Origin of the sequence: Mesorhizobium sp. B2-3-4 (genome assembly GCF_006442315.1) — a bacterium.
Lineage (GTDB): Bacteria > Pseudomonadota > Alphaproteobacteria > Rhizobiales > Rhizobiaceae > Mesorhizobium.
In genome coordinates this window covers 1-25,776 of sequence record NZ_VFVY01000020.1, presented here as the reverse complement: position 1 = coordinate 25,776, position 25,776 = coordinate 1, and the positions used below count along the sequence as shown (strand labels likewise).

General features: G+C 64.3%; 29 protein-coding genes, 1 tRNA gene and 1 pseudogene. 17 read left to right on the top strand and 14 right to left on the bottom strand.

From position 1 onward, the window contains the following. Positions 1 to 207 precede the first annotated feature (207 nt). Both FJ967_RS25555 and FJ967_RS25550 read right to left on the bottom strand, forming a co-directional pair. Positions 208 to 387 carry a hypothetical protein gene (locus tag FJ967_RS25555; RefSeq protein WP_140735009.1) on the bottom strand — a complete coding sequence of 60 codons (180 nt, stop codon included), beginning with the start codon at positions 385 to 387 and terminating at the stop codon, positions 208 to 210. 106 nt (positions 388 to 493) lie between these two features. Beyond that, positions 494 to 1,357 (bottom strand): NAD(P)H-binding protein, encoded by an 864-nt coding sequence (locus FJ967_RS25550; protein WP_140735007.1) that lies wholly within the window; start codon positions 1,355 to 1,357, stop codon positions 494 to 496. 103 nt (positions 1,358 to 1,460) lie between these two features. Between FJ967_RS25550 and FJ967_RS25545 the strand changes: the two genes are divergently transcribed. The 7 genes from FJ967_RS25545 (at position 1,461) to FJ967_RS25515 (ending at position 5,134) form a co-directional block, all read left to right on the top strand. Continuing rightward, positions 1,461 to 1,784, top strand: a complete 324-nt coding sequence (locus FJ967_RS25545) for a metalloregulator ArsR/SmtB family transcription factor (RefSeq protein WP_140735005.1) — start codon at positions 1,461 to 1,463, stop codon at positions 1,782 to 1,784. Beyond that, a complete protein-coding gene (locus FJ967_RS25540; protein ID WP_140735003.1) occupies positions 1,781 to 2,206 on the top strand; it encodes an SRPBCC domain-containing protein in 426 nt (141 codons plus the stop codon). Before FJ967_RS25545 ends, FJ967_RS25540 begins: the two co-directional genes overlap by 4 nt. Before the next feature lie 78 nt (positions 2,207 to 2,284). After that, on the top strand, positions 2,285 to 2,677 hold the full coding sequence (locus FJ967_RS25535) for a VOC family protein (protein WP_140735001.1): 393 nt from the start codon (positions 2,285 to 2,287) through the stop codon (positions 2,675 to 2,677). A gap of 192 nt (positions 2,678 to 2,869) precedes the next feature. Further along, positions 2,870 to 3,091 carry a hypothetical protein gene (locus tag FJ967_RS25530; RefSeq protein ID WP_140734999.1) on the top strand — a complete coding sequence of 74 codons (222 nt, stop codon included), beginning with the start codon at positions 2,870 to 2,872 and terminating at the stop codon, positions 3,089 to 3,091. A gap of 6 nt (positions 3,092 to 3,097) precedes the next feature. Beyond that, positions 3,098 to 3,532 carry a DUF1801 domain-containing protein gene (locus FJ967_RS25525; protein ID WP_140734998.1) on the top strand — a complete coding sequence of 145 codons (435 nt, stop codon included), beginning with the start codon at positions 3,098 to 3,100 and terminating at the stop codon, positions 3,530 to 3,532. A gap of 34 nt (positions 3,533 to 3,566) precedes the next feature. Further along, positions 3,567 to 3,965 (top strand): DUF1801 domain-containing protein, encoded by a 399-nt coding sequence (locus tag FJ967_RS25520; protein ID WP_140734996.1) that lies wholly within the window; start codon positions 3,567 to 3,569, stop codon positions 3,963 to 3,965. Positions 3,966 to 4,060: 95 nt separating this feature from the next. After that, positions 4,061 to 5,134: an acyltransferase family protein gene (locus FJ967_RS25515; protein ID WP_140734994.1), complete on the top strand. Its 1,074-nt coding sequence runs from the start codon at positions 4,061 to 4,063 to the stop codon at positions 5,132 to 5,134. 45 nt (positions 5,135 to 5,179) lie between these two features. Here the strand turns inward: FJ967_RS25515 and FJ967_RS25510 are convergent, their stop codons facing one another. The 5 genes from FJ967_RS25510 to FJ967_RS25490 form a co-directional block, all read right to left on the bottom strand. Next, entirely contained in the window at positions 5,180 to 7,141 is a 1,962-nt protein-coding gene (locus FJ967_RS25510; RefSeq protein WP_140734992.1) for a glycoside hydrolase family 127 protein, read from the bottom strand. Positions 7,142 to 7,221: 80 nt separating this feature from the next. Beyond that, complete coding sequence (locus FJ967_RS25505; protein ID WP_140734990.1) at positions 7,222 to 8,079, bottom strand: carbohydrate ABC transporter permease; 858 nt, start codon at positions 8,077 to 8,079, stop codon at positions 7,222 to 7,224. Continuing rightward, entirely contained in the window at positions 8,079 to 9,002 is a 924-nt protein-coding gene (locus tag FJ967_RS25500) for a sugar ABC transporter permease (protein ID WP_140734989.1), read from the bottom strand. Before FJ967_RS25500 ends, FJ967_RS25505 begins: the two co-directional genes overlap by 1 nt. 272 nt (positions 9,003 to 9,274) lie before the next feature. Beyond that, complete coding sequence (locus FJ967_RS25495; protein ID WP_140734987.1) at positions 9,275 to 10,522, bottom strand: sugar ABC transporter substrate-binding protein; 1,248 nt, start codon at positions 10,520 to 10,522, stop codon at positions 9,275 to 9,277. Between the two features lie 60 nt (positions 10,523 to 10,582). Next, positions 10,583 to 11,626 carry a LacI family DNA-binding transcriptional regulator gene (locus FJ967_RS25490; protein WP_140734985.1) on the bottom strand — a complete coding sequence of 348 codons (1,044 nt, stop codon included), beginning with the start codon at positions 11,624 to 11,626 and terminating at the stop codon, positions 10,583 to 10,585. 423 nt (positions 11,627 to 12,049) lie between these two features. On the opposite strand from FJ967_RS25490, the gene FJ967_RS25485 reads away from it, so the two are divergent. Next, positions 12,050 to 13,096 (top strand): diguanylate cyclase, encoded by a 1,047-nt coding sequence (locus FJ967_RS25485; RefSeq protein WP_140734983.1) that lies wholly within the window; start codon positions 12,050 to 12,052, stop codon positions 13,094 to 13,096. Between the two features lie 98 nt (positions 13,097 to 13,194). On the opposite strand, the gene FJ967_RS25480 is transcribed toward FJ967_RS25485, so the two are convergent. Together FJ967_RS25480 and FJ967_RS25475 are read right to left on the bottom strand one after the other, a co-directional pair. Continuing rightward, entirely contained in the window at positions 13,195 to 13,434 is a 240-nt protein-coding gene (locus tag FJ967_RS25480; RefSeq protein WP_140734981.1) for a hypothetical protein, read from the bottom strand. Between the two features lie 227 nt (positions 13,435 to 13,661). Next, the gene (locus FJ967_RS25475; protein ID WP_140734980.1) at positions 13,662 to 14,075 is read right to left on the bottom strand and encodes an NUDIX domain-containing protein; all 414 of its coding nucleotides are present in this window, start codon (positions 14,073 to 14,075) and stop codon (positions 13,662 to 13,664) included. A gap of 172 nt (positions 14,076 to 14,247) precedes the next feature. Between FJ967_RS25475 and FJ967_RS25470 the strand changes: the two genes are divergently transcribed. After that, entirely contained in the window at positions 14,248 to 14,745 is a 498-nt protein-coding gene (locus FJ967_RS25470) for a GAF domain-containing protein (protein WP_140734978.1), read from the top strand. 35 nt (positions 14,746 to 14,780) lie between these two features. On the opposite strand, the gene FJ967_RS25465 is transcribed toward FJ967_RS25470, so the two are convergent. The 5 genes from FJ967_RS25465 to FJ967_RS25445 form a co-directional block, all read right to left on the bottom strand. Next, complete coding sequence (locus tag FJ967_RS25465; protein ID WP_140734976.1) at positions 14,781 to 15,830, bottom strand: alpha/beta fold hydrolase; 1,050 nt, start codon at positions 15,828 to 15,830, stop codon at positions 14,781 to 14,783. Positions 15,831 to 16,003: 173 nt separating this feature from the next. Continuing rightward, positions 16,004 to 17,053, bottom strand: a complete 1,050-nt coding sequence (locus FJ967_RS25460; RefSeq protein WP_140734974.1) for an AraC family transcriptional regulator — start codon at positions 17,051 to 17,053, stop codon at positions 16,004 to 16,006. Between the two features lie 84 nt (positions 17,054 to 17,137). Then, positions 17,138 to 18,199: a YeiH family protein gene (locus FJ967_RS25455; RefSeq protein ID WP_140734972.1), complete on the bottom strand. Its 1,062-nt coding sequence runs from the start codon at positions 18,197 to 18,199 to the stop codon at positions 17,138 to 17,140. A 129-nt stretch (positions 18,200 to 18,328) separates the two neighbouring features. Continuing rightward, on the bottom strand, positions 18,329 to 18,706 hold the full coding sequence (locus FJ967_RS25450; RefSeq protein WP_140734970.1) for an ester cyclase: 378 nt from the start codon (positions 18,704 to 18,706) through the stop codon (positions 18,329 to 18,331). Positions 18,707 to 18,771: 65 nt separating this feature from the next. Continuing rightward, on the bottom strand, positions 18,772 to 19,665 hold the full coding sequence (locus FJ967_RS25445; RefSeq protein WP_140734968.1) for a LysR family transcriptional regulator: 894 nt from the start codon (positions 19,663 to 19,665) through the stop codon (positions 18,772 to 18,774). Positions 19,666 to 19,818: 153 nt separating this feature from the next. Here FJ967_RS25445 and FJ967_RS25440 point away from each other — a divergent pair, with 153 nt between their 5' ends. The 8 genes and pseudogenes from FJ967_RS25440 to FJ967_RS25410 all read left to right on the top strand — a co-directional run bounded on the left by FJ967_RS25440 (position 19,819) and on the right by FJ967_RS25410 (position 25,631). Further along, positions 19,819 to 20,214 (top strand): cupin domain-containing protein, encoded by a 396-nt coding sequence (locus tag FJ967_RS25440; protein ID WP_140734966.1) that lies wholly within the window; start codon positions 19,819 to 19,821, stop codon positions 20,212 to 20,214. A gap of 54 nt (positions 20,215 to 20,268) precedes the next feature. Further along, positions 20,269 to 20,601 (top strand): carboxymuconolactone decarboxylase family protein, encoded by a 333-nt coding sequence (locus FJ967_RS25435; protein WP_140734964.1) that lies wholly within the window; start codon positions 20,269 to 20,271, stop codon positions 20,599 to 20,601. Between the two features lie 2 nt (positions 20,602 to 20,603). After that, positions 20,604 to 21,592 (top strand): annotated as a pseudogene (locus FJ967_RS25430) (aldo/keto reductase). A gap of 24 nt (positions 21,593 to 21,616) precedes the next feature. After that, positions 21,617 to 22,357, top strand: a complete 741-nt coding sequence (locus FJ967_RS25425; RefSeq protein WP_140734962.1) for an SDR family oxidoreductase — start codon at positions 21,617 to 21,619, stop codon at positions 22,355 to 22,357. 434 nt (positions 22,358 to 22,791) lie between these two features. Next, a tRNA-OTHER gene (locus tag FJ967_RS33515) sits at positions 22,792 to 22,871 on the top strand. A gap of 294 nt (positions 22,872 to 23,165) precedes the next feature. Continuing rightward, positions 23,166 to 23,633 carry a GNAT family N-acetyltransferase gene (locus tag FJ967_RS25420; RefSeq protein ID WP_140734960.1) on the top strand — a complete coding sequence of 156 codons (468 nt, stop codon included), beginning with the start codon at positions 23,166 to 23,168 and terminating at the stop codon, positions 23,631 to 23,633. 22 nt (positions 23,634 to 23,655) lie between these two features. Further along, positions 23,656 to 24,039: an ACT domain-containing protein gene (locus tag FJ967_RS25415; RefSeq protein ID WP_140734958.1), complete on the top strand. Its 384-nt coding sequence runs from the start codon at positions 23,656 to 23,658 to the stop codon at positions 24,037 to 24,039. 158 nt (positions 24,040 to 24,197) lie between these two features. Then, on the top strand, positions 24,198 to 25,631 hold the full coding sequence (locus tag FJ967_RS25410) for an aldehyde dehydrogenase family protein (RefSeq protein WP_140734956.1): 1,434 nt from the start codon (positions 24,198 to 24,200) through the stop codon (positions 25,629 to 25,631). The last annotated feature ends 145 nt before the right edge of the window (positions 25,632 to 25,776 follow it).

Below are 25,776 nucleotides of genomic sequence, written 5' to 3'. Positions count from 1 at the left end.
AGCCTCTTTCGGTTGGAAATCCCTTCTTGAACTCAATTCGGATGCCATGAAAGGCCTTGCTGTCCCGGTTTTCGATGTAGTGCAACGCCTGGGGCGGCAGCCTGACCACTACCGACAGCAGCGGCTCACCCTGGTCCGGAGAGGTTCGCTCTATTTCCTTACGGGTGACGCCGTCGAAGTCTTGCGCCTTGATGCCCCGATCAATGATCAGGACCGACGGAAGCGATGGTGGTGCGGCTTTTCCGTCTCGCCTGCTGGCAAACGGACCGACAGCACGCGGATAAAATCGTCCTCATGGAGCACGACATGGTTTTCTGGCGCCACACTCACCGCATCCAGTTCAGGATCCCAAGTGTTGGGGTCTCCGTGATCAGTGTTGACTGACATATTCCTCTCCTCATTGTCCATATCTGGGGGCAATCTGTTCACGACGCGGCGATAATAGCGACAGCCAAACGGGAACTTTGCCGTTTGAAAGCAGTCGGCCCTGACCCTAGCCGTCCGTCTGCATTCCCAGCGCTACGCGAACCACGAAATCTCGAAAGCTTTCCGGTGGCTTACCTGTAAGCGTGATGAAATCGCTTGGGGTTGAGGCATAGCGGCCTTCGGCGATCGAGGCGCACAACGTTGCAAAAGCCTCTGGCCATGGTTCTTCGAGGCGCGCCGAGGCTGAGGCCAGATAGTCGGCGGGGGAGCAGGGGCGATAGCGCAGGGGCTGGCCTGTCACGTCGGCATAAAGGGCGGCGATCGCCTCAAAGCCCAGCGGCTGGTTTCCCGTGATCGTGTAGAGCGTGCGGGACTTGTCAGGCTTGGCCACCACCGCAGCGATGGCCGCTGCCACATCATCGCGCGAAACCGGCGCAACCAGGCCCTGTCCGGCGGGAAGCGCCAGTTCCTCCGTGGCAGGCCCCAACCATGTGTCGAGGATGAAGTCGCTATAGAGGCCGCAGCGCAGGATGGTCGAGGGCACGCCGCAGGCGGCCAGCCGGCGCTCGGCGTCGCGATAAGCGGGCGCGTAATAGAAGGGCGAGGTTTCGCCGATGTCGACGATGCTGGTGAAGGTGATGTGGCGGACACCGGCCGCCCGAGCGGCGATGATGGCGTTGGCATGATGGCGCATGATCGCATCGGCGTCGCCATCGCTGGAGATCAGCACCAACGCATCGATGCCGGCAAAGGCTTTCTCCAGGCCGGCGGCGTTTTCGTAGTCGCCGATGCGCAAGGTTGCTCCCGCAGGCAAGCGCCGTTGCGCGGCCCCGGCGTCGCGAGCCAGCCCGGCCACCTCATGGCCGAGCGCCGACAGGCCGCGCAGGACGGCGCCGCCGACATGGCCGGTCGCTCCGGTGACGAGGATCATATCTTCGCCCTTATAATCTTCTCGCCTGTCAATTCCGCCGCTTGACGAACATATATCTCTGCGGTTATACGTCAACCTATAGCCAACGGGTTATTGATTAGGGATGCCGGACGCTCATGACATGCTCTTCAGGACGCTTGCCGATCCGACCAGGCGGGCGATCTTCGAGCGGCTTTGCCGCCAGGGAGAACAGACGGTCGGGGCGCTGACCAGCCAGTCCGGCGTGTCGCAGCCGGCGGTGTCGAAGCATCTCGGCGTGCTGAAGCAGGCCGGGCTGGTGCGCGACCGCCACGAGGGCCGCCAGACGCATTACAGCGCCCAGCTCAACGCGCTGGCGCCGCTGATGGACTGGACGCGTGACATGGCCGGGTTCTGGGAAAGCCGGTTCGACGACCTCGAGGATTTACTCAAAAGGATGGACCAGTGAACGATAGGGAGACCCGCACTGTCGTCGTCGAACGGGAAATCTCCCATCCGCCCGAGAAACTCTGGCGCGCGCTGACGCAACCGCATCTGATCGAGGAGTGGCTGATGAAGAGTGATTTCAAACCCGCCGTCGGCCATCGCTTCAACATCAGGGCCGAGGGAGCCGGCGTGCTGGACTGCGAGGTGCTTGCGGTCGAGCCGCACAAGACACTGTCCTATAGCTGGAACCTCACCCATCACGATCCGGCGTTCGATCTCAGGAGCGTGGTGACCTTCACGCTCACGCCAACCGCGACGGGAACCCATCTGCGCATGGAGCAGGCCGGCTTCCGGCCCGATCAGAAGCGGGCCTATGGCGGCGCTAGGATGGGCTGGCCGAAATTCCTGGAGAAGCTCGAAGAGCTGCTGGCGCGGACGGACTGAGGTCCGCCGGCCCGCGCAAGAACCACCCCTGTCGTCGACGCGGCGCGGTGCCGCGCGCGAAACCTATGGAGAAACGCAATGAAGATCAAACTGACCAGCATCTATGTCGACGATCAGCAAAAGGCGCTCGCCTTCTACACCGGCGTGCTTGGCTTTAAGGCGAAGGCCGATTTCAGCAACGGGCCGTTCCGCTGGCTGACGGTGGTCTCGCCCGAAGAGCCCGAGGGCACCGAACTGCAGCTGGCGCTGAACGACAATCTGGCCGCCAAGGCCTACCAGCAGGCGATGTTAAGCCAAGGCCAGCCGGCGCTCATGCTCTTCACCGACGACATCAAGGTCGACCATGAGCGCATCACGGCGAATGGCGGTGCCTTCGCCATGGCGCCGACGCAGGTGACCGGCTCGACCATCGCGCAGGTGAATGACGGTTGCGGTAATCTCATCCAGATCACGGAGCTTGCGCGCTGGTAGCGCGCCGGTTGCGGTAATCTCATCCAGATCACGGAGCTGGCGCGCTGGTAGCGCGCCGGCTGCGGCAAACTCATCCAGATCACGGAGCTGGCGCGCTGGTAGCGCGCCGGTTCCGGCAGACTCATCCAGATCACGGAGTTGGCGCGCTGGTAGCGCGCCGGGTTCCAACGCATAGTGCAAGAGGAGGCAGAATTGGGCTGGAGCAAATGGATACGGCAGGCGCATCGCTGGCTGTCGATCGTCTTCACGATCACCGTGGCCGCGAATTTCGCCACCATGGCGTTCGGGCAACCGCCCGCTTGGGTGGTCTATTCGCCGCTTGCGCCGCTGTTCCTGCTGCTGTTCAGCGGCCTCTATATGTTCATGCTGCCTTATGTCGGGAAAGCGCGCGCCGCGCAGCGCGCCAACGGGTAGGAACGGATGGCGAAATCGACGAAACCCGCCGCCAAAGCTGAACCGAAGCTGCTTTCAGGCGGCAACCCGCAGATCGCCAAGGGCCATGGCGATGCGCCGGTGCAGGCCTATATCGCGGCCATGCCGGGCTGGAAGCGCGCCGTGGGAGAACGCCTCGACGCGCTCATCAAGCAGGCCGTTCCCGGTGTGCGAAAGGCCGTCAAATGGAACTCGCCCCTCTACGGTGTCGAAGGCGAGGGCTGGTTCCTCGGCATCCATTGCTTCACCAGATACATCAAAGTGGCCTTCTTTCGCGGCCAGTCGCTCGATCCGGTGCCGCCCGGCGCGTCGAAGAGCGGCGATACGCGCTATCTCGACATCCGCGAGGACGACGCATTCGACGAGGCGCGGTTCAGCGCCTGGGTGAAACAGGCGAGCGTCTTGCCTGGCGAGCGCATGTAAGCGCGCTATTTCTGAAGTTCGAAGGAGAAACACCATGACGACCACGGCATCGCGGGAGAGCAAATCCGCCTCCGAATTGATCGATGGCAGGATCGAGGAATTGGGCGACTGGCGCGGCGAGATGCTGGGGCGTTTGCGCGCGCTGATCCATCAGGCCGATCCCGACGTGGTCGAGACCTGGAAATGGCGCGGGGTTCCGGTGTGGGAGGATGCCGGCATGATCTGCACCGGCGAGACCTACAAGGCCGCGGTCAAGCTGACTTTCGCAAAGGGGGCGGCGCTGCCCGATCCGGCGCGTCTGTTCAACTCCAGCCTCGAAGGCAATACGCGCCGCGCCATCGATTTTCAGAAGGGCGAAGAGGTCAACGAGGAGGCTTTCAAGGCGCTGGTGCGCGCCGCGGTCGCTCTGAACAAATCGAAGGCCCGGAAATAGCGACTCTGGCTGTTTACGATCTGGGAAGCTTGATGGTGCTAGATACCGCCGGATGATGGCTGGCCATCGGGGCCGGCCCGTTTGGATTCGCCGCCATGAACAGCAGCCCGACGCGCATGCCGTGGGTGGACACGGCCAAAGGTCTCTCGATCATCCTCGTGGTGATGATGTACTCGGCCTACAACACCGGCGAGTATACCGATGGCGTCGGCTTCCTGCACTATGTCATCGGCTTCGCGACGCCGTTCCGCATGCCGGAATTCTTCCTGATCTCCGGGCTGTTCCTGTCGCAGGTGATCGACCGGCCGTGGCGGCGCTATATCGACCGGCGCGTCGTCCACTACCTCTATTTCTACGTGCTGTGGGCGATCATCTCGATCGGACTGAAGATCGGTATCTTCAGCAGGGATCCCGGCGGCATGCTGCACGACCTGGCGATGGCCGTCGTCCAGCCCTATGGCGTCCTGTGGTTCATCTACATGCTGGCGGTGTTCGGCCTGGTGGCAAAACTCCTGCGTCAGTTTGCCGTGCCCGCCTGGATCGTCATTCCGATCGCGGCCGGCCTGCAGATGTGGGCGCCGAAGCCCGACAGCTATGCGGTCGAACAGTTCGCCGCCTATTTCGTGTTCTTCTATCTCGGCTTCGTCATGGCGCCGATGATCTTCCGGCTCGTCGAATGGACGCAAGGGCGCCCGGCACTCGCCGTCGCCGGCCTGGCCATGTGGGCCGTGGTCAACGGCCTGCTGGTCTATTCGCCAGGCTATGCCATGCACCCGGTCGACATGCAGATGGGGCTGGCGGCATGGCCGCCGCTGCATCTCGTCCTGGCGGTCGCGGGCGCGGTGGCGTTGTGCGTGCTCGGCGGCTTCCTGTCGCGGTTCGCCGCCTGGGAATGGCTGCGCTGGCTCGGCGAACATTCGCTGGTCGTCTATGTCGCCTTCACCATTCCGATGTCGCTCTTCCGTGGCGCGGCGCTGGCGAGCGGCCTTCTGACTGATACAGGCATGCTCAGCCTCGCGGTGCTGCTGGTCTCGATCATCAGCCCGGTCGTGCTTTATTTCATCGTCCAGCGCATCGGCTTCGGCATGTTCCTGTTCGAGCGGCCGGCCTGGGCGCATGTCGACAGGAGCCCGGCACCGAAGGCACCGCAGCCTGTGGCCGCCGAGTGACGTCCGAAACAGTCGCGGGCAAGATTTGAGGCGCCGCTGCCGGCCTCAGCCGTCGCGCAGCCACACCAGCATCTCGCCCGGCTCGCGGTTGTCCCAGGCGAAGTAGGGGATGGCGGTCAGGCGGGTTTCGACGCTGGCCGGCGGCTCGGACCGGTAGAGCCCGTCCTGCCAGCCGTCGCCGGCATCGGCCCAGGCGGTGGCTGAAAGCGTCACCACGCCCCCCAGCAGGTCCGGCGCCTCATGCGCCTCGATGCCGGCCGTGCGCGGCAAGGTCAGCCGATGCAGGCGACCATCATTGTCCGATGCCTCGACGCAGTAGATCAGCGGCCCGCGTGACAGCGCGACGCGACCGGCATCCTGCCTGACCTCGGGATTGGCGTAGAGGCGTTCGATCGGCATATCGAGATCGAGCCTGACACGGTCGCCCTTCTTCCACTGGCGCCGGATCGCGGCGTAGCCGTCGCTGGTCAAATCCTCGATCTCGACCGTCTCGCCATTGACGGCGAGGCCGGCATTGCCGCTCCATGCCGGCACGCGCAGGTGCAGCGTGAACTCCACCGGCGCCTGCGGTTCGACCGTGATCTCGACGGCGCCGTCCCAGGGATAGCGGCTCGCCTGCGTCAGCGTTACCGGCACGCCCGCAATGTCGAAACGCGCGGTCGAGTCGCCATAGAGATGCACGGCCAGCGCGTCGTCCGCCAGGCTGTAGAAATAGCTGCCGATCGAAGCCACCATGCGGCCGATATTGGGCGGGCAGCAGGGGCAGCGGTGCCATTTCCAGCGGTTGTGCTTGCCCCGGCTTTCCAGCGGATTTTCGTAGAAGAACAGTGAGCCATCGAGCGACAGGCCGGAGATCGAGCCGTTGTAGAGCGCGCGTTCCATCATGTCGGCATAGCGGCCGTTCGGCCCCATGCCGAGCATGCGGCTTGCCCAGAACACCAGGCCGACGGAAGCGCAGGTCTCGGCATAGGCGCTCTCGTTGGGCAGGTCGTAGTCGCTGGTAAAGCCCTCATTGTCCGCCGACGGACCGAGCCCGCCGGTGATGTAGAGGTTCTTGGTGGTGAGGTCGTCCCAGAGCCGGTCAAGCGCGACGCGCAGGCTGTCGTCGCCATATTCGGTGGCGATGTCGGCCATGCCGGAAAACAGATACATCGCCCGGACCGCGTGGCCGACCACCTTGTCCTGCTCGCGCACCGGGATGTGCGACTGGTTGTACTCATAGGTCTTGAAGTGGAAATCCTTGGGGTCGGCGCCGCGGGCGCGCGCCTCCAGGTCGAAATAATGCGGCTGCTGCCCGCGCTCATCGATGAAATATCTGGCCAGTTCCATGTATTTCGCCTCGCCGGTCACCCGGGAAAGCCTGACCAGCGCCAGCTCGATCTCCTCATGGCCGCAATAGCCCCTTTTCTTGCCGGCCTCCGGCCCGAAGGTCGCGGCGATATGGTCGGCATAGCGGCACATCACATCGAGCAGCTTGCGCTTGCCGGTCGCCTGGTAGTAGGCGACCGCGCCCTCGATCAGATGGCCGGCGCAATAGAGCTCATGGCAGTCGCGCAGATTGGTCCAGCGCAGGCCGGGCTGGATGCGCTGGTACCAGCTTGAAAGATAGCCGTCGGGCTGCTGCAGCTTCTCGTACATGTCGATGACGGTGTCGATCTTCTTCTCAAGTTCCGGATTCTTGCGCCGATAGAGCGAATAGGCGGCGGTTTCGATGGTCTTGCCCCAGTCGGAGTCCCAGAACATCTGCGTCGTCACGGTGCGGGCGGTGAAGCCGTCATTGACGTGGAAGGGGATGACGACGCCGGGCGAGGGGCGGTCCGGGTCGATCTGCTCCAGCATGCGTGCCTCCACGCAGCGCTCGTAGAGGATGTCGGCGGTGCGCGTGGCCACCGCCTCGGCGCGGTCGCCCCAAAAGCCGTGCACGTCGACCTGCGGCACCGGCAGCGGGCGGAAGGCGAGCTTCGGCTTCGCCGATGCGGACGCTCTGGGGGATGGCGATGCGGTCATGAACTTCACTCCATTCGATCTATTCTTGGTTGGGGCATGATCTTTTCCGAAAACCGGTTCCCACTTTTCGGGATCATGCTCTATTTGACGGCCCCGGCCATCAGGCCGCGGATGTAGAACCGCTGCAAAGCGAGGAACAGGATCAGGCAGGGCACCATCATCACGGTGACACCCGCCTGCACCGCACCCCAGTCGATGGCGCCGAAACGGCCCGACTGAAGCGCGGTCATCATCACCGGCAAGGTGAATTTGGACTGGTCGGTCATCAGCACCAGGGCTGCGAGGAACTCGTTCCAGGCGCCGAGGAAGGCAAACAGGGCGATGGTGACGACACCCGGCCAGACCAGCGGGAGCATCACCTTGACCAGCATGGTGGCGTTGCCGGCGCCGTCCATGCGCGCGGCTTCCTCGATCTCGCGCGGCACGGCATCGAAGGCGTTGCGCATCATGAAGATCGAGAACGGCAATTGCAGCGTCACATAGACGCCGACCAGGCCGGTCAGCGTGTTGTGCAGGCCAAGCTTGGTCAGCACCAGGAAGATCGGCGTCAGGATCGACTGGAACGGGATCATGATCGTCGACAGGATGAGGACGAAGAACAGATCCTTGAACGGAAACCGGAAACGCGAGAAGCCGTAGCCGGCGAGCACGCTGACGATGACTGACAGAACCACGGTCATCACCGAGACGTAGATGCTGTTCTGCGCCGAGGCCCAAAGCCCGTCGCCGAAATTGTTGAGCGTGGCGTAGTTCTCCAGCGAGAAGCCCGTCGTCGGCCAAGGCGGCAGCGGCGGCAGGCGCGCCTCGGCGGCCGGCTTGAAAGCCGACAGCACCGTCCACACGATCGGCGCCACGAACAGCACCGAGGCGACGATGCCGGTGGAGTGCCTGGCCAGGCGTGCGGCGAGCTTGCCTCTGGCCGATATCGCCTGCGCCATCAGTCGAGGCCCTCGGGCTTGCGCAGCAGCCAGAGCTGGACGAGGCTGAGCGCCACCAGGATGACCAGCAGCACCATGGAAAGTGCCGCGCCATAGCCGAGCTTGAACGACACGAAGGACTGGTTGAAGATCCAGTAGACCGCCGTCAGCGTCTGGTTGCGCGGGCCGCCGCGCAGGATGATGTAGAACTGGTCGAAGGCGAGGATCGAGCCGGCGACCGACAGGATCAGCGCCAGCGCCAGCGTGCGGCGCATCAACGGCAAGGTGATCGCGCGGAAGCGGGCGAACGGCCCGGCGCCGTCGATGACGGCGGCCTCCTGCAGGTCCTGCGGGATCGATTGCAGGCCGGTCATCAGGATGATCATGGTGAAGCCGGCGACCTTCCACACCACCATGGCGATGATCGACCAGAAGGCCGGCTGGAAGGTGGCGAGCAGGTTGAACTTCCTGTCGATCAGGCCGAGGTCGTAGGCGGCGGGGCTGAAGAGGCCGGAATCGACATTGAGCAGCCACGACCAGAGCAGGCTCGCGGAGGCGAAGCCGACCACCGCCGGCATGAAGAACATGGTGCGGTAGAGATTGGTCAGCGGGCGCGGCCGCTCGATGAAGATGGCGAGCGGAAAAGCGACGGCGAAGATCGCGATGGTGACGACCAGCGTGTAGAAGCCGGTGAACTTCAGCGCGTTCCAGAACCTGGTGTCGCGCAGGATCGCCCAGTAATTGCCGAGGCCGACGAAGGAATGTTCGCCCATCAGCGGCCAGTTGTGCAGCGACATCCACGCCGTCATGCCGAGCGGAATGACGAAGAACACCATCACCAGCGCCACGGCCGGCGCGACATAGATGAGGCCGATCCATTGCCGGCGCCCGGCGCCGGCGCGTTTTCTGGCCGGTGCGACCGATGTCGCGGGGATCGTGGTCATAGCTGGGCGCTCGATGCTGCCGGGGCATTGGCCAAGCGCCCCCTCACCCGGATTGCCAACCGAATTGCGAAGAGCAATTCGGGGCAATCCGACCTCTCCCCGAGGGGAGAGGAGGGAGCCGGCACGAGCGCCAGCCTCTTCTCCCCAGCGGGGAGAAGGTGGCCGCGTAGCGGCCGGATGAGGAGGTCTTGTCTCAACGCGATAGCCCTACCGTTAGCGATACGAAGTTCCGGCCGCCAGCCCAGGGAGACAGGCGGGCGGCCGGGCAGGCGCTACTTCTGCGGCGCCTGGTCGATGATCGACTGCATGGTTTCCTGCGCGTTGGCGATCGCGCCATCGACGTCGTCACCGAAGAACACCTCGTTGATCATCTGCGTCCACGGGCCATTGGCGGAGTTGATCAGATCGTTGAACACCACGGAGTAGGGCGTCTTGCCCTTGGCCATGGCCTCGGCGGCGATCTGGTAGCGCGGATCGAGATCCTTCAGTGCGTCCTTGGCGATGTCGCCGCGCACCGGCAGGCTGCCGTATTTGGCGAGGATCGTCTGGCCTTCGAGCGAATAGGCGAAGTCGAGGAACTCCTTCACCACGGCGAGCTTCTTGGTGCCCTTGGTGACGACGAAATTGTCGCCGCCGGCAAAGGACGACCAGTTGCCGTCCTTGCCCGGCAGGAAGGTGACGCCGTAGTCGACATTAGGATATTGCGTGTTGAGCGCGCCGATGGCGAAGGCGCCGGAGGGCGAAATGCCGATATTGCCGGCGGCGAAGGCGGCGAAGAAGTTGGCGCCGGTGTCGGTCTGCGCGCCCGCCGGCACCAGGTCCTTCTTGACCATGGAGCGGTAGAGATCGATGGCGCCGCGCAGTTGCGGGCTGTCCAGCGTCGCTTTCATGCCGTCCTCCGACAGGATGTCGCCGCCTGAGGCCCAGATCAGCGGCGTGAAGGTGAAGATGTTGCAGCCGCCGCAATTGCCGGAGAAATAGAAGCCCTTGATGTTGCCGCCAAGCGCGTTGACCTTTTCGGCGTCGGCTTCGATCTCGGCCCAGTTGGCGGGGCCTTTTTCCGGATCGAGGCCGGCCTGCTTGAACAGCTTCTTGTTCCAGATCAGCACCGAGGCATCGGCCGAGAAGGGCAGGCCGTAAATATGGTCCTTGTAGGTGCCGGTCTTGACATGCGCTGGCGACAGGCTGGCGAAATAGGGCAGCGACTTCGCCCAATCGGTGATGTCCTCCAACTGGCCGGCGGCTGCGAAGGAGGGTGTGTAGATCAGGTCGAGCGACAGCGCGTCGGGCGCCGTCCCGCCGGCTGCGGCGGCGCCGTATTTCGGGATGATCTCGGCATTGGGGATGATGTCGAGCTTGACCTGGTCCTTGTGCGCCTTGTTGTAGGCGTCGACGATCCTCGGCATGAAGTTCGAGCCGTCGGCGCGCACCCAGATGTTGGCGGTCTCGGCGGCGGCCGCACCCAGCCCGCCACCCAGAACGGCAGCGGCCATGGCCAGTTTGGCAATCAGGTTCCTCATGTTCTCCTCCTCCAGGGTTGGCCGCTATGCGCGGCTTGGCGCCGGTCGCGGCGCGTCGTTTCAGCCGTCCATGGGATGGCCGCAGGACTGACGCACCACCAGCCGGCACGGCAGTTTTCTGATGCCCGGCGCGGCGGGCTTGCCGCCAACCAGGGAAAGCAGGGTCAGCCCGGCCTCGCGGCCTAGCGCTGCCAGGTTCATGTCGACCGAGGTCAGCGGCGGGCGGGTCGCCTCGGCGACGATCTCCCAATTGTCGAAGCCGATGACGCCGACATCATTGGGCACGCCGAGGCCGCGTTCGCGCAGCGCATCGATGACGCCGCGCGCGATCTGGTCGTTGCCGCAGAAGACGGCATCCGGCTTTTCCGCGCCGCCGTCGAACAGCCGCGCGACGGCCTCGTGCCCCCAGGCCTCGGACCAGGAGCCGAGCAGCGGCTCCATGGCGGGCAGGCCGTGCTCCTCGAGAACGTCCCGGTAGGCCTGCGCCCGCGACGGCACCACGGCAAAGCTTGCCGGCCCGCTGACATGGGCGATCCGCCTGCGGCCGAGCCGGCAGAAATGCTCCACCGCCAGCCGCGCGCCGCCGGCGTCGTCGGAGACGAAGGCGATCGCGTCGGGATCGGGCTGGGTAAAGGCGTAGATCACCGGAACGCGCAGGTCGGAGAGATCGACCGGCAGATGGCGGTCGATGCGTTTTCCCGTGGCGATGATGCCGTCGACGCGCTTGTCGAGCATGGCCTCGACATGCAGCTGGCCGAGCCGCGGATCCTCCTCCACATTGCACAGGAACACCGAGACGCCGGCATCGACCAGCGCGTCCGATATTCCCGACATCAGCGGCAGCGAGAAGCGGCCATAGGTATCGTTGGTGAGCAGGCCGACGGTGAAGGAGCGGCGCCTCAGCAGGCTCTGCGCCAGGCTGTTGGGGCGGAAGCCGAGACTGCGCGCCGTCTCGCGGATGCGCTCGCGGGTCTCGGCCGTCATGCGCCCCTGGTCGTTGAGTGCCTTCGATGCGGTGGCAACGCTGACGCCGGCCCGCGCCGCCACGTCACGCAAGGTGACGGGCTTGGGAAAGACCGGAACTGCCTGGTCGTCCGATGCCATCGCGGCGAGGATCCTTAGCTGGGAAAAGGTTTTCCCTTAATCGCCGGAAGAAGGCCCGGCCAACGGCCGAGCCTGATCGGAAATGGATGGAAAAACCTTTTCTCAAAGTCAGGCTAGGCCAGATCGTCGGGCCGATCAAGAGCAAAGTCGTGCCAAGTTTCGAACTCGTCCCAATGTATTTTCGGATGCCGGCGCTTCCTCATGTCCTCTCCCGTTTTCGCCAAGCGCTGGCCGGCAAAGAAGCCAGCCGAGGTTCCGGCAGGCGATGAGGGCGGGCGGATCAGGGCAGCGCCGGCTTTGCCGCTTGACGGTCTCAGCCAAAGTCGCGGGGGATTTTCACTTGCTTGCGGCTTTGCGGGCTTCGTCGTCAGTGAAGTCTTAATGGCTGCCGGGCCATGGTGGTTCTCCGCTGGGAGTTCCGCCATGCCCGATAGTTCATACACTCCGAAAGGTCCGGCGCGGGCCTTGCAGGCGGGCGGCGGGGCGAGGCGCGAAAATGCCGCCACCATCGCCGGGCTCAAGGCGGAGCTGGCCGCGCAGGCGGCGCTGATCGCGAGGCAGGATGTTTCGCTGGCGCATAGCCGCAAGATCTTCGACCGCGCGTCCGCGGCGGCACGCATCGGCGTGTGGGAATGCAGCCTGCCCGACGAGCGGCTGACCTGGACCGACGTGGTGTACGACCTGTTCGACCTGCCGCGCGGCTCCGCGCTCGACCGTTCCGAGATCGTCAAGTGCTATCCGGCCGAATCGCGCAAGGCGCTGGACACTTTGCGCAGCCGCGCGATTGCCGAGCGCAGCGGCTTCACCCTCGACGCCGAAATCACCACGCTGGCCGGCCACACACGCTGGATCCGCATCACCGCCACCGTCGAGTGCGAGGCCGATGCGCCGGTGCGCATCTTCGGCATGAAGCAGGACATCACCGAGGAAAAGATACTGTCGGACAAGATGCGCTACCTGGCCGAATTCGACGCTATGACCGGGCTTGCCAACCGCGCCCGTTTCCAGGCACGGCTCGGGCATGCGCAGGAGGGTCGACCGCTCGGCGCGCTGCTGTTGATCGACCTGGACGGCTTCAAGGCCGTCAACGACACGTTCGGCCACGTCATTGGTGACGAGTGCCTGAAGGCGGCGGCCGAGCGGCTTGCCGCCGGTTGCGGCGAGGCGGAACTGGTGGCGCGGGTCGGCGGCGACGAATTCGCCGTACTGCTCGGGACGCATCTCGACCGGGGCGCCGTCTCCGGCGTGGCGCGCCATCTCATCGAGGCGATGGCCAGGCCGCTTCCGGTGCGTGGCCAGTCGCTCAGATTGGGCGCCTCGATCGGCGTTGCCTTCGCGGAGATGGGCCGGCCATGCGATCTGTTCGCGCAAGCCGACACCGCGCTCTACGCGGCCAAGGCGGCGGGCCGCAACACATTCCGGATTTTCAAGGCCGAGGCTGGAGCGAAAGGCCGTAGCGTGGCTGCGTGAGGGTTGGAACAGTTCACCGTTTCAGGAAAAACGCGGAGCCGCTCCAAGGCGTTGTTTGGACGCGGTTCCTAGAGAAGCGCCAACGCGCTTCGCCGTGATCAGTTCTGGGCCTTCTTCGCCGCGCGTTTCTTCTTCGGTGCCGGGTCCTGCGCTTCCGCAACGCGGTCTGCCTCTTCCTTGGCCAACCGCAACGCCCTCAGCCTTGCCGTCTTGATTTCCCGGGCCCGCGCCTCGGACATGTATTCGGCGGTCGCCCTGTTGCGCTCCGCCGTCTTCTTCTGCTTGTCGGCAAAGCGGGCTTCAGCTTTTTCCATGATCGTCTGATTGCCTTCCGCCATCTTGAAAATATCCCTTGTGTCTGGAAACGTAAAACTGGACTTTCCCGATAAATAGGTCGTCGGCTCGTAAAATTCAATTTTTTGAATTATTTGGCGCTTTGCGTGCCTCACAAAACGGCAGGCCGGAATAATACTTCTAGAGATTGAATTTCAGCGGCGAAGGATTTTTGCACGACCTCGCCGATCGGGCGCAAAGCGTTGAAAATGACATCGCGCCGTGTCGGCCGCTACACCCCATGCCAGCGCGAGACGACGTCGCGGGTCAGCGGTGCGAGGTCGATGCCGTTCGCCGAGGCACGGTCGAGCCAGATCATCTCCTCGATCTCGGCCGCCGCCACTGGCACTCCGTCCAGCGGCAGCGCGAACAGTTCGGCCTCGACGATGGCGTCCGGCTCGTTGGCGGCCGGCGCCGAAAACAGGCCGAGATACGATGCCGTGGCGGGATCGACCGCCAGGCCGAGTTCCTCGCGCAACTCGCGCACCAGTGCGGCGAGGGGCGCCTCGCCGGGCTCGATCTTGCCGCCGGGCTGCATGAAGGCGCTGGTGCCGCGCTTGCGCACCAGAAGCAGCCTGCCCGCCGCATCCGCGATGACGGCGGCGGCGATCCTTATCTTGCGGCTTTCGCGGGGGACGGAATTCACGCTCTAACTCTTTGTTTTGACGCTATTCCCAAGGGCAAGCGCTACGCGCTTGTCCCGGGAAACCGTTTCACACTTTTCCTGGAATTGCTCTAGTATGGCGCGGTGGTCGTTTGGTGCAGTGCTTTGGCAACGGATCGAGACGGAACCGCGATTCTCAGTTTGGAGACAAGCCATGTTTGCCGCCAAGGCCATCGACACGTCGGACAAGGCCGCCTTCTACCGCGACCTCGCCGCGCAACTGAAGGGGTTGCTGGAGGGCGAGGGCGATTCCATCGCCAACGCGGCCAACACCTCGGCGCTGATCTTCCAGATGGTGCCCGACCTCAACTGGGCCGGCTTCTACTTCCTGGCGTCCGACGAGGAACTGGTGCTCGGCCCGTTCCAGGGCAAGCCGGCCTGCGTGCGCATCGCCGTCGGCAAGGGCGTCTGCGGAACGGCAGTCGAGCTCGGCACCTCGATGCTGATCAAGGACGTGCATGATTTTCCCGGGCATATCGCCTGCGATGCCGCTTCGCGCTCCGAGCTGGTGGTGCTGCTCGAAGACGACGAAGGCGTCTTTGGCGTGCTCGACCTCGACAGCCCGCTGCCCGGCCGCTTCGACGCGGCCGACCAGGCCGGCATCGAGGCGCTGGCGGCGATCTATGTCGCGGCGAGTTCGTTCGAAGACTAGGTCCAGCATCCACCTTACGGCGCTACCTTGCGAACCTAAGGCGTTGCCTTCAGCGCGCGATTGAACGCGGCAGCCGTCATCTCGACCAGTTGCGCATGGATTTCGTCGCGCGGGCGGCCCCCGCCATCGTCGCAGACCGGATCGCCGATCTCCTCGGATATGACGAGCGCCGGCGCGCCGGGCTTGCACACGCCGAACATGCTGTAGTGGCTGGCATCGTCGATCGTCGAGTAGCTGGAATTGGAGATCGCTTTGGCGATGCCGGAAGCGTCGGCTGTGACAGGGATTTTTCCCGGCTGGCCGAGATTGACGATGTCGAGCGGGATCCTGATGCCGGCAAGGCTTGCGGCGTCGAAGACATCCGATGGCGCGGGGTCGATCGCCATGGCGAAGCGGATGCGCCTGTCGCTGTTGTCGCGGCCGGCAAGCCGCATGTCCAGGGCGTGGAGGTCGACCCCGCTGTGCCTGATCCAGCCGCACAACGAGGCATTGAGCAGATCCGTGTCGCAATAGGCGGCGAGGCGCTTCGGGTCGATGCGGGCGCCGGCAATGGCAAGTGCGGTGCTGCCGCCCATGGACAGGCCGAGCGCGCCCACCTTGCCTTCTTCGATGTGGTCGCGGAAGGAGGGCTCTTTCTCCATCGCGTCCAGTGTTGCCGAGAGGTCGGCGGGCCGCAGCCACAATTTTATCGTCTCGGCGGCTGACCTGTTTTTGCCGCCATTGCCCGGATGGGTCGGCGCGGCGACGATGAAGCCTTGCCTGGCCAAGGGCGTCGCGATCCAGCTCATCGCCTGCGGCGTGCCCGCCAGGCCGGCGCCGTGCGAGAGCAGGATGAGCGGGAACCTGCCCTGGGATATCGGCGCATTCTGCGCGGCGGCCGTTCCGGTGAAGAGTTCGCTGTCGCCAAGCGTCACGGTCACGCCGCCCGGCTCGGCCGGATACCAGACGGTGACGTCGAGATCGCCGCCTCGTTCCATCGATGGCGCGGCAACATGACGGACGCCGGCGGCGTCGCCGGCATGGGCCTGATGTTGCGGCGCAAGCGTGGAAGCGATGACGGCACAAAGCATGGTTCGAAATTTCATCGGGTTCTCCGTTTGCCGAAAAAATGCGCCATCGCCGTGGGCCGTGAAGCCTCCGGCCAGCGGCGTTTGGGGTGTCGATGAGGCGATATCGGCGATGGGAGCAAAACCCGCGACCTCGATCGCGATCGAGGACGTCCAGGATTGCGATCGAGGACCGAAAGGCGGTCCGCGGTTCAGCCGCCCGCAGGGTTCGCCAGGGCTGGCGCCCTGGCGTTCTTCTCGCGCCAGGCGAGCGGGCTCATGCCGGTCACGCGGCGGAATTCGCGGTTGAAGTTCGATTTGGTCTGGAAGCCGGCGGCGAACATGATTTCGGTGACGGACTGGCCGGTGTCGCCTAGCAGCCGGCAGGCCTCGGCGATGCGGTACTCGTTGACATATTGCGAGACGTTCCTGGCCATCGCCCGGTTGATGGCGGCCGAGATCTGCCGCGCCGGAATTCCGGCGCGCCGGGCAAGCCGGTTGAGGTTCAGATTGGCGTCGCCATAGAGTTTCTTGTCCCGCATCAACTCGTTCACCCGGCGAAGCGTATCGGCGTCTTCGCTTGCATCGGGCAGCGATGCAGCGTCCATCGGATCGGCGATGGCGCGGGGAACATGGCTCTGGCTGGCGGCGGCCGCCGCCACGCCGACAATGACGAGGATGAACAGATTGGCGATGCCGATCACCATCGCCGCGCGAGCGCCTTGCCCTGACGCTATTTCGAAGGATACCAGCATGTCGACCATGGCCGACAGGCACAGCGCCGATGCCGCCGCGATGATGGCCCTGTAGGCAGGCACCGCGCCGTCGAAAGGCGCCAGGCGAAGCCCATCCGCGCCGGACCGCAACAGCCACAGGATGGCGCCGGCGTAGATGAAGTCGATGGCGATCAGCGCCATGTCGACGGCGTCGCGCCGGACGATGACCAGCAGCATGACGATCGCCGCCGGCACCGCATGGAGCATCACCAGGGCCGGCCATGGGCGGTCGCTGGGGCGGACCAGCCTCGAGACACCGGCGTAGAGCAGCGCAGGCATGATGGCGGCGGAAACGGGGGCGATATAGCCGACTTCGCGCAGGTCATAGCCCCAGCGCAGCCCGGTCAACACGGATTGCAGCGCGGCAAGCAGGATCAGGCCGAGAAGCGGCAGGTTGGGCGCAGCCTCATCGTCGCGCCTGGCGACGACCCAGAGCAGGATGAACAGCAGCAGCGCGACGACGAAGGGCAGGGGAACGAACGGCATGGATCGGTTGAAGGCCCGCGAACTGACAGGCGAACCCTAGCCGATCTGGTTTCGATTCCCAATGAGCGATCGGCTCGACCCGTCTCAGATCAGCTTGACCAGCATCAGGCTGAAGCTGCCGATGAACAGGAAGGCGCAGAAGGCGAGCGCCAGCGGACGCAGGCCGCGCGAGCGCAGCTGTGAAATGTCGGCCTGCAGGCCCATGGCGGCCAGTCCCATGGTCAGCATGATGGTGGTGGCGAGGGCGATTGCCTGCTTCACCTCGGCGGGGATCGTGACGAGGCTGTTCAGCGCCACCACGGCGACGAAGGCGGCGACGAACCACGGCATGGGCGGCCGTGCCGCGGACTGGCCGCTTGCGCCGCGGCGCGCCATCAGGCCGAGCGCGACGACCATCGGCGCCAGCATGGCAACGCGCGTCAGCTTGGCCACCGTGGCGATCTCGCCGGACTGGGTGCCGTTCTGGAAGCCGGCGCCGATGACCTGCGCCACCTCGTGGATCGAGGCGCCGGCCCACAGGCCGAACGCATGCTGGTCGAGGCCGAGCAGCGGCGCCAGCAGCGGGAAGCCGAGCATGGCGACGGTGCCGAACAGCGTGATCGAGGCCACCGCATAGGTGACGTCCTCGTCGCGCGCGTCGGTGACGATGTTGGTGGCGACGATGGCCGAGGCGCCGCAGATCGAGGTGCCGGCGGCGATCAGTTGCGCCAGCTTGGCGTCGACGCCGATCAGCCGGCCGAGCGTGATGGTGAACAGGAAGGTGGCGCCAAGCGTGGCCACGACGATGCCGACGCCGCCGGCGCCGATAGAGACGACCTGGCCGAGCGTCAGCTGGAAGCCGAGCAGCACGATGGCGAAACGCAAAAGACGCTTCTGCGAGAAGGCGATGCCGGCTTTGGCGTGCGCCGGGGTGCCCAGCACATTGGAATAGATCATGCCGGCGACGACGGCCAGGATCATGGGGCTGAACAGGGCGAAGCCGGAGACATTGTGGGCCGAGAAGGCGACGGCCGTGATCATCGCCACAAGCACGACACCCGGAATGATGCCGTTCCACACCGAGTCGAGGCGCTTGCGGCCGGCGGCGAGATCGGCCGAAATCGTGCTTTTCGGAATATCGTTCGTGATGTGGGTGAAGGACGACAATGCAATTCTCCAGGCGAGTACGCCGGAGAAATGCCATTTCACAACCAATCTTTCCAACGAATTGTTTTGGTTATAATGATCGATTTTTACGAACGATTACCACCGACTGCAAGGAGGACAGGTCGGGCCTCAAAGCTGGGCTTCGATCGCCGCCTTGTCGATCACCGACCAGACATTCCTGATCCTGTCGTCCAGGAATTCATAGAAGACGTTCTCGCTGAAGGAGACCTTTTTGCCGTTGATGGGCAGCCCGAAGAACGTATCCTTGGGCGTGCAGTTGAACTGGATGCGGCTGGCGATGAAAGGCGGCTCGGCGATCAGCAGCTGGACGTCGAAATAGAGGTCGGGGATTTCGCGGAAATCCCGCTCCAGCATTTCGCGGTAGCCCGACAGGCCGACCCGCTCACTGTTGTAGTGCACCTCGTTATGCACGAAGCGATGCAGCCGCGCCCAATCCTGATTGTTGAGGCAGTCGATATAGCCGCGATAGAGGTCGGTTTGGCTCACGGCGATGTCTCCGCTGCTGGAACGCCCGACCGGAAAGATAGAACGCTCGCGTGCACAATCCAGCTCTAGCCCCGATACCGTAAAGCGTCGACCAGCAGCGAGAAGGCGGGCGTCGCCTGGCGGCGGCTGGGGTAATAGAGGTGATAGCCGGGGAAGGGCGGGCACCAGTCGGCCAGCACCCGCACCAGCCGGCCATCCGCCAGATGCGCCGCCACCTGGTCCTCCGGAAGATAGGCAAGGCCGAGGCCGGCAAGCACCGCATTCATGCGCAGCCCCGACGTGTTGAAGATCAACTGGCCCTCGACGCGCACCTTCAACTCGCGTCCCGCCTTTTCGAATTCCCAGGCATAGAGGCCGCCATAGGTGGGCAGGCGCAGGTTGATGCAGTTATGCACGGTGAGGTCCTGCGGCGCGCGCGGCTTCGGACGGGTCGCGAAATAGGCCGGCGATCCGACCACGGCCATGCGCATGTCGGGGCCGATGCGCACCGCGATCATGTCGTGCGCCACCTGCTCGCCCAGCCGCACGCCGGCGTCATAGCGTTCCGCGACGATGTCGGTCAGGCCGTAGTCGACGATGACCTCCACCCTGATATCGGGATAGTCCGGCAGCAGCCGGGCGATGGCCGGCCACAGCACTAAGTCGGCAGAATGCTCGCCGGCGGTGATGCGGATGGTGCCGGCCGGCTTTTCGCGCAGCTCGCTCAGCGCGGCGAGTTCGGTTTCGATCTCGTGCAGCCTCGGGCCGACCCTGAGCAGCAGGCGCTCACCGGCTTCGGTGGGCGAGACGCTGCGCGTGGTACGGGTGAGCAGCCGCACGCCCAGCCGCTCCTCCAGCGCCCGAACCGTGTGGCTGAGCGCCGATTGCGACACGCCGAGCTGTGCTGCTGCCCTGGTAAAGCTTTTCTCGCGCGCCACGGCGAGGAAAGCAGAGAGTTCATTCAGATTGTCTCGCGGCATTGATGAGCATTCTTCATAAGTACATGCCGGATATAGCATCTAATCGCCTGTAATCGGAGGCTCTAGATAGACGCTATCGCAATTGGATGCCCCGGGGTCGGCGGCCAGGCGGACCGGCGTGGCATCCTGTCCGGCATCGAGAAGGGAAAAACCATGGATATCAAGCGAAGCGGCTCGCAACCCTCGGCGAAGGGGCCGGCCGAATACTTCACCGGCACGGTGCGCATCGATGCGCCCTTCAAGGGCAGCGAGCCCGCCCGCGTCGGCGGCGCCACCGTCACCTTCGAACCCGGCGCACGCACAGCCCGGCACACGCATCCGCTCGGCCAGACGCTGATCGTCCTGTCGGGCGCCGGCCTGGTGCAGCGCGAGGGCGGGCCGGTCGAACAGATCCGCCCCGGCGACATCGTCTGGTTCGCGCCCGGCGAGAAGCATTGGCATGGCGCGGCGCCGGCCACGGCGATGAGCCACATCGCGATCGCCGAAGCGCTCGACGGCAAGGTCGTCGACTGGATGGAGAAGGTCACCGACGAACAATATGGCGTTTGACCCGCAGGCACCCCGCCCCATGTCCGGATACATCCATCAACGAAGGAAGCTCTCATGACCAACGCTCCCAAAAGCCCGTTCTCGGACATCGCGCCGGCGCTCGGAAAATACACCGACGAGGTGCTCTTCGGCGATGTCTGGAAGCGCCCCGGCCTGTCGCCGCGCGACCGCAGCCTCGTCACCGTTGCGAGCCTGATCTCGGGCTACCGGATCAACGAGATGCCGTTCCACATCAAGCGGGCGCTGGAAAACGGCGTCACCCCGGACGAACTGATCGAGACCATCACACATCTCGCCTTCTACGCCGGATGGCCTGCCGCAAGCACGGCGATCGGCGTTGCCCGCAAGGTCTTCGAACAGGCCGGCGTCGAGAAAAAAGGACAATGACAATGCAAAAACGCACACTTGGACAAAGTGGCCTCGAGGTCTCGGCCATCGGGCTCGGCTGCATGGGGATCAGCCAATCCTATGGGCAGCCGATGGCGACGCCGGATGCCGTCCGCCTGATCCGCTCGGCATTCGAGCGCGGCATCACTTTCTTCGACACCGCGGAGGTCTATGGGCCGTTCAAGAATGAGGAGGTCGTCGGCGAGGCACTGCAGCCGATCCGTGATCAGGTGGTGATCGCCACCAAATTCGGCATCGACATCGCCGGCACGGCCGGGCACGAGGGCATGGACAGCCGGCCGCAACACATCCGCGACGTCGTCGAGGCTTCGCTCAAGCGGCTGAAGACGGACCGCATCGACCTTCTCTACCAGCACCGCGTTGATCCGGTGGTGCCGATCGAGGAGGTGGCCGGTGCGGTGAAGGACCTGATCAGCCAAGGCAAGGTCAAGCATTTCGCCTCTCCGAAGCCGGTGTGCGCACCATCCGGCGGGCGCATGCGGTGCAGCCCGTTGCCGCGCTGCAAAGCGAGTACTCGCTGTGGTGGCGCGAACCCGAGGAGGCGATATTGCCCGTCCTGGAGGAATTGGGCATCGGCTTCGTGCCCTTCAGTCCCCTGGGCAAGGGGTTCCTCACTGGCGCCATCGACGCCGATACAAAATTCGACAGCAACGATTTCCGCAACACCGTACCGCGCTTCGCGGAAGACGCGCGCAAGGCCAACCAGGCGTTGGTCGACGCCATCGTCGCGATCGCGGCGTGCAAGAAGGTGACCCCGGCCCAGGTCGCGCTCGGCTGGCTGCTGGCGCAAAAACCCTGGATCGTGCCGATCCCCGGCACGACGAAGCTCAACCGGCTCGACGAGAACATCGAATCCGCCGCTGTGGCGCTGACGACGGACGATCTGGCCAACATCGAAAATGCGGTCTCGACGATTGCCGTGCAGGGCGAGCGCTATTCCCCGCAGCAGGCGGCACGGATCGATCGCTGAGCCGCAACCCGAAGGAAAAATACCATGACCGATAACATCAGGGACAAGGTCGTCGTCATCACCGGCGCCAGCAGCGGCTTGGGCGAGGCGGCCGCTCGGCTGCTGGCGGAAGGAGGCGCCAAGCTGGTGCTGGGTGCGCGCCGCCTCGACCGGCTCGAGGCGCTGGCATCGGAGCTTGCGCTCGGCAAGGACGCAATCGTCCAGACGGACGTGACCAGGGTCGATGATGTCCGGCGGCTGGTCGACCACGCTGTCGGGCTTCATGGCCGTGTCGACGTCGTCATCAACAATGCCGGGCTGATGCCGCACTCGCCGCTGGAGCGCGGCAAGGTCGAGGACTGGGACCGCATGATCGACGTCAACATCAAGGGCGTGCTCTACGGCATCGCCGCGGCGCTGCCGCACATGAAGACGCAGAAGCGCGGCCACATCATCAACGTATCTTCGGTGGCAGGCCACAAGGTCAATCCGGGCGGCGCGGTCTATGCCGCGACCAAGCACGCAGTGCGTGTCATCTCGGAAGGGCTGCGCCAGGAGGTGAAGCCCCACAACATTCGCACCACCATCATCTCGCCTGGCGCGGTGGCGACCGAACTGCCCGACAGCGTCACCGAGGCCGATGTCGCCCAGGGCGTGCGCGCGCTTTACGATCGGGTGGCCATCCCCGCCGATTCCTTCGCCAGGACGGTGGTGTTCGCCATGAGCCAGCCCGACGATGTCGACATCAACGAGATCCTTTTCCGGCCGACGGCGCAGGAGTACTAGGCCTCGGCAGGCCAACCGGCGCTGTCCGAATGGGTTGTTGCCGATGTCCCGGTCGCTATATTGGCGGCATGGTGGAAATACGCGTTTTTGACGATCGGGACATCTCGCTGCCCTTCGAGCATCTTCCTGTGTCGGACTGGCTATCAGCCCTTTATTATCTGGAGCAGTTCCATGAGGAATTGCCTCGGTCGGCCGAAGTGTTTGAGATCGTAGGAGGACCTGACGCGCGGCGACGCTATCGGGTCTCGGACTTGGGTACGGCTTGCTATCTGCGGCTCGACGTTGCTGGTCTAGCCACCGTTGGGTAGTGCCTCAGTTGGAAATTTGACGGCGCCAACTAGCTCAATAAGCGCGCATCGGCTGCGCATCCTCATTTCAAAGCGAACTAAAAGCGCGGCCCTTACAAAAAGCGCGATGTCTGATAGATTGGCCAAGCTGGCGTTCGGCCGAATGGTAAGGCCATGGTAACCCCATCTCTTTAAATAGACTGCGGGTTCGACTCCCGCCGCTGGCAGGGCCGCCCTCCAAAAGGCGGCCTTTTTCATTTTGGAATTTCAAACCGAGACACTACCCACCATTGTCGACGATTGCCGCCTTGCAGCTTGATGCCCATATTGACGGATCGATCTTCCTGCGCCAGCCTGCCGCCATGTTCGCTCCCGCGCCCACAGACAACAAGCGACGCGGCCCCTTTCGGGCCGGCAGGCTGATTGCGCGACGACGAGGACCGGCTTCATAGGTCCGCTTCGTGTCCCACAGCCCGCCCTCGCAAAAAAGCGCCGGCGGGTTTTTTCATGCCTGGAGTCTTATGATGACAAACAATGCCATCCGCTTCCGGCCGGCCGCACCTGCCGACGCCGCCGCCATCCGCGATATCGTGCGATCAGCCTATGCCAGATGGGTGCCGGTGATCGGCCGCGAGCCGCTACCGATGCGCGCCGATTACGACAAGGCCGTTGCCGAACATCCCTTCGACCTCGCCATCGAGGAAGGTCGTGTCGTCGGCATGATCGAGACCATGCTTGCCGACGATCATCTGTGGATCGAGAATGTCTGTGTCGCGCCGGAAGCGCAGGGCAGGGGTATCGGCAGGCTGCTGCTCGACCGGGCCGAGGACAAGGCGCGCGATGGGGGCCGCAACGAACTTCGCCTGCTGACCAATGGCGCCTTCGAGGCCAATGTGTTTCTCTACAAAAGGCATGGTTATACGATCGACCGGGAGGAGCCGTTCATGGGCGGCACGACGGTCTATATGAGCAAGAAATTGACGCGATAGCGGGCAGATCGGAGACACGACGATGGCTGCCAGGGTCAAATTGAAGCAACTTGCCGGATCGTACGCGATTTCGAGGCTCGGGGCGGGCGACGGCATTCCCGGCTGGGCGGACGGGCCGGGCTTCGTCAGCATCACCAGGACGGACGACGAGCTTTCGATCACGTGCCTGCAGGATCGCGTTCCAGGGACGGTCAAGCACGACGGCGACTGGGTCGCTTTCAAATTGCAGGGACCCTTTGCTTTCGATGAAACCGGAATCGTGTTGTCGGTCATCCAGCCGCTGTCGGAAAACGGGCTGGGCATCTTCCTGGTGTCCACCTTCGACGGCGATCATCTGCTGGTGAAGGCGACGGATGAGCAAGCGGCGAAACGGTTTCTGGTCGAAGCCGGCCACACGCTGCTCTAGCCTGTTCTGATCCAGCCGGCCCAACCCGTCTGGCTCAATCACTGGCGCACTGGCTCAACCACTTCGGGGGTTGCGTTTGACAGCGCCGTTTGTGCATCGTTATCTCTAGCCCGATATCACGGCCGGAAAGGCCTTTGCGGCATCCCAAGGAGAAAACCATGTCACACAATCTGCAGTTCTATATCGATGGCGCGTGGGTCGATCCTGTTGTGCCCAACACGTTCGATGTCGTCGATCCGTCGAACGAGGATGTCTTCGCGCAGATATCGCTCGGCTCCAAGGCCGATGTCGACAAGGCGGTGGCCGCCGCCAAGCGCGCCTTCAACACATACGGCTTCACTTCGGTCGAGGAGCGTCTCGACATCCTGAACCGCGTCATCGAGGTCTACAAGAAGCGCTCCAAGGACCTGGCGCTCGCCGTGTCGCGCGAGATGGGCGCGCCGCGCCAGATGGCGCTCGACAGCCAGGTCGGCATCGGGCTGGCGCATCTGACCAAGATGGCCGAGACGCTGAAGAATTTCGAATTCCGCCACGTCAAGGGCAACCATCTCGTGGTCAAGGAGCCGATCGGCGTCGTCGGCCTGATCACGCCCTGGAACTGGCCGCTGAACCAGATCACCTGCAAGGTCGGTCCCGCGCTCGCCGCCGGCTGCACCATGGTGCTGAAGCCGTCGGAAATCGCGCCGCTCGACGCCATCATCTTCGCCGAGATCATCGACGAGGCCGGCGTGCCGAAGGGCGTGTTCAACCTCGTCAATGGCGACGGTCCGGGCGTCGGCCAGGCGCTGTCCAGCCATCCCGACATCGACATGATGTCGTTCACCGGTTCGACCCGCGCCGGCATCCTGGTGGCAAAGGCCGCCGCCGACACGGTCAAGCGCGTGCACCAGGAACTGGGCGGCAAGTCGGCCAACATCCTGTTCCCGGATGTCGACCTTGCCACCGCCGTGACCAAGGGCGTCGCCGGCTGCTTTGGCAATAGCGGCCAGTCCTGCAACGCGCCGACGCGCATGTTCGTGCCGCGCGAGCGTCATGACGAGGCCGCCGGTTACGCCAAGGCGGCGGCCGAAAAATTCGTGGTCGGTCCCGCCGACGGCGCCGATACCAAGCTCGGCCCCGTCGTCAGCCAGGTGCAGTTCGACAAGATCCAGGACCTGATCCAGAGCGGCATCGACGAAGGTGCGACGCTGGTGGCGGGCGGCACCGGCCGCCCGGCCGAGCTCAACCGCGGCTACTATATCAGGCCGACCGTGTTCGCCGACGTCACCCACGACATGCGCATCGCGCGCGAGGAGATTTTCGGGCCGGTGCTGGCGATCCTGCCCTATGACACGGTCGAGCAGGCCGTAGAGCAGGCCAACGACACCGTCTACGGCCTTGCCTCCTACATCCAGGCCAAGGACCTTCAGAAGGCTCGCGACGTCGCGGCGCGCATGCGCTCGGGCAATGTCTACATCAACTACCCGACCTGGGACGCGGGCCTGCCTTTCGGCGGCTACAAGCAGTCGGGCAATGGCCGCGAATACGCCGAATACGGTCTGGAGGATTTCCTCGAGATCAAGGGCATCGCCGGCTATGAGGCGGCTGAGTAGGGAGCGATCGCGCGCGGCGACAGCGGCGCGCGCGATTTGCCGGACACCAGTTATCCGAGGCCAGCGCTGCCCCTTGTATCTGCACGGAAGAGAGTTTGTGCGATGTAAGCGACTGAGCCTCGGACCGGATGGCCATCCGGTCCGA

What these genes read in the sequence shown, in the direction of transcription:
- FJ967_RS25500 (WP_140734989.1), bottom strand. Translation starts at nt 9,002, where the DNA reads ATGACCACGATCCCCGCGACATCGGTCGCACCGGCCAGAAAACGCGCC.
- FJ967_RS25525 (WP_140734998.1), top strand. Translation starts at nt 3,098, where the DNA reads ATGGCGAAATCGACGAAACCCGCCGCCAAAGCTGAACCGAAGCTGCTT.
- FJ967_RS25425 (WP_140734962.1), top strand. Translation starts at nt 21,617, where the DNA reads ATGACCGATAACATCAGGGACAAGGTCGTCGTCATCACCGGCGCCAGC.
- FJ967_RS25445 (WP_140734968.1), bottom strand. Translation starts at nt 19,665, where the DNA reads ATGCCGCGAGACAATCTGAATGAACTCTCTGCTTTCCTCGCCGTGGCG.
- FJ967_RS25415 (WP_140734958.1), top strand. Translation starts at nt 23,656, where the DNA reads ATGGCTGCCAGGGTCAAATTGAAGCAACTTGCCGGATCGTACGCGATT.
- FJ967_RS25410 (WP_140734956.1), top strand. Translation starts at nt 24,198, where the DNA reads ATGTCACACAATCTGCAGTTCTATATCGATGGCGCGTGGGTCGATCCT.
- FJ967_RS25545 (WP_140735005.1), top strand. Translation starts at nt 1,461, where the DNA reads ATGCCGGACGCTCATGACATGCTCTTCAGGACGCTTGCCGATCCGACC.
- FJ967_RS25435 (WP_140734964.1), top strand. Translation starts at nt 20,269, where the DNA reads ATGACCAACGCTCCCAAAAGCCCGTTCTCGGACATCGCGCCGGCGCTC.
- FJ967_RS25485 (WP_140734983.1), top strand. Translation starts at nt 12,050, where the DNA reads ATGCCCGATAGTTCATACACTCCGAAAGGTCCGGCGCGGGCCTTGCAG.
- FJ967_RS25490 (WP_140734985.1), bottom strand. Translation starts at nt 11,626, where the DNA reads ATGGCATCGGACGACCAGGCAGTTCCGGTCTTTCCCAAGCCCGTCACC.
- FJ967_RS25505 (WP_140734990.1), bottom strand. Translation starts at nt 8,079, where the DNA reads ATGGCGCAGGCGATATCGGCCAGAGGCAAGCTCGCCGCACGCCTGGCC.
- FJ967_RS25510 (WP_140734992.1), bottom strand. Translation starts at nt 7,141, where the DNA reads ATGACCGCATCGCCATCCCCCAGAGCGTCCGCATCGGCGAAGCCGAAG.
- FJ967_RS25515 (WP_140734994.1), top strand. Translation starts at nt 4,061, where the DNA reads ATGAACAGCAGCCCGACGCGCATGCCGTGGGTGGACACGGCCAAAGGT.
- FJ967_RS25420 (WP_140734960.1), top strand. Translation starts at nt 23,166, where the DNA reads ATGATGACAAACAATGCCATCCGCTTCCGGCCGGCCGCACCTGCCGAC.
- FJ967_RS25470 (WP_140734978.1), top strand. Translation starts at nt 14,248, where the DNA reads ATGTTTGCCGCCAAGGCCATCGACACGTCGGACAAGGCCGCCTTCTAC.
- FJ967_RS25555 (WP_140735009.1), bottom strand. Translation starts at nt 387, where the DNA reads ATGTCAGTCAACACTGATCACGGAGACCCCAACACTTGGGATCCTGAA.
- FJ967_RS25460 (WP_140734974.1), bottom strand. Translation starts at nt 17,053, where the DNA reads ATGCCGTTCGTTCCCCTGCCCTTCGTCGTCGCGCTGCTGCTGTTCATC.
- FJ967_RS25550 (WP_140735007.1), bottom strand. Translation starts at nt 1,357, where the DNA reads ATGATCCTCGTCACCGGAGCGACCGGCCATGTCGGCGGCGCCGTCCTG.
- FJ967_RS25535 (WP_140735001.1), top strand. Translation starts at nt 2,285, where the DNA reads ATGAAGATCAAACTGACCAGCATCTATGTCGACGATCAGCAAAAGGCG.
- FJ967_RS25465 (WP_140734976.1), bottom strand. Translation starts at nt 15,830, where the DNA reads ATGAAATTTCGAACCATGCTTTGTGCCGTCATCGCTTCCACGCTTGCG.
- FJ967_RS25480 (WP_140734981.1), bottom strand. Translation starts at nt 13,434, where the DNA reads ATGGCGGAAGGCAATCAGACGATCATGGAAAAAGCTGAAGCCCGCTTT.
- FJ967_RS25495 (WP_140734987.1), bottom strand. Translation starts at nt 10,522, where the DNA reads ATGAGGAACCTGATTGCCAAACTGGCCATGGCCGCTGCCGTTCTGGGT.
- FJ967_RS25440 (WP_140734966.1), top strand. Translation starts at nt 19,819, where the DNA reads ATGGATATCAAGCGAAGCGGCTCGCAACCCTCGGCGAAGGGGCCGGCC.
- FJ967_RS25520 (WP_140734996.1), top strand. Translation starts at nt 3,567, where the DNA reads ATGACGACCACGGCATCGCGGGAGAGCAAATCCGCCTCCGAATTGATC.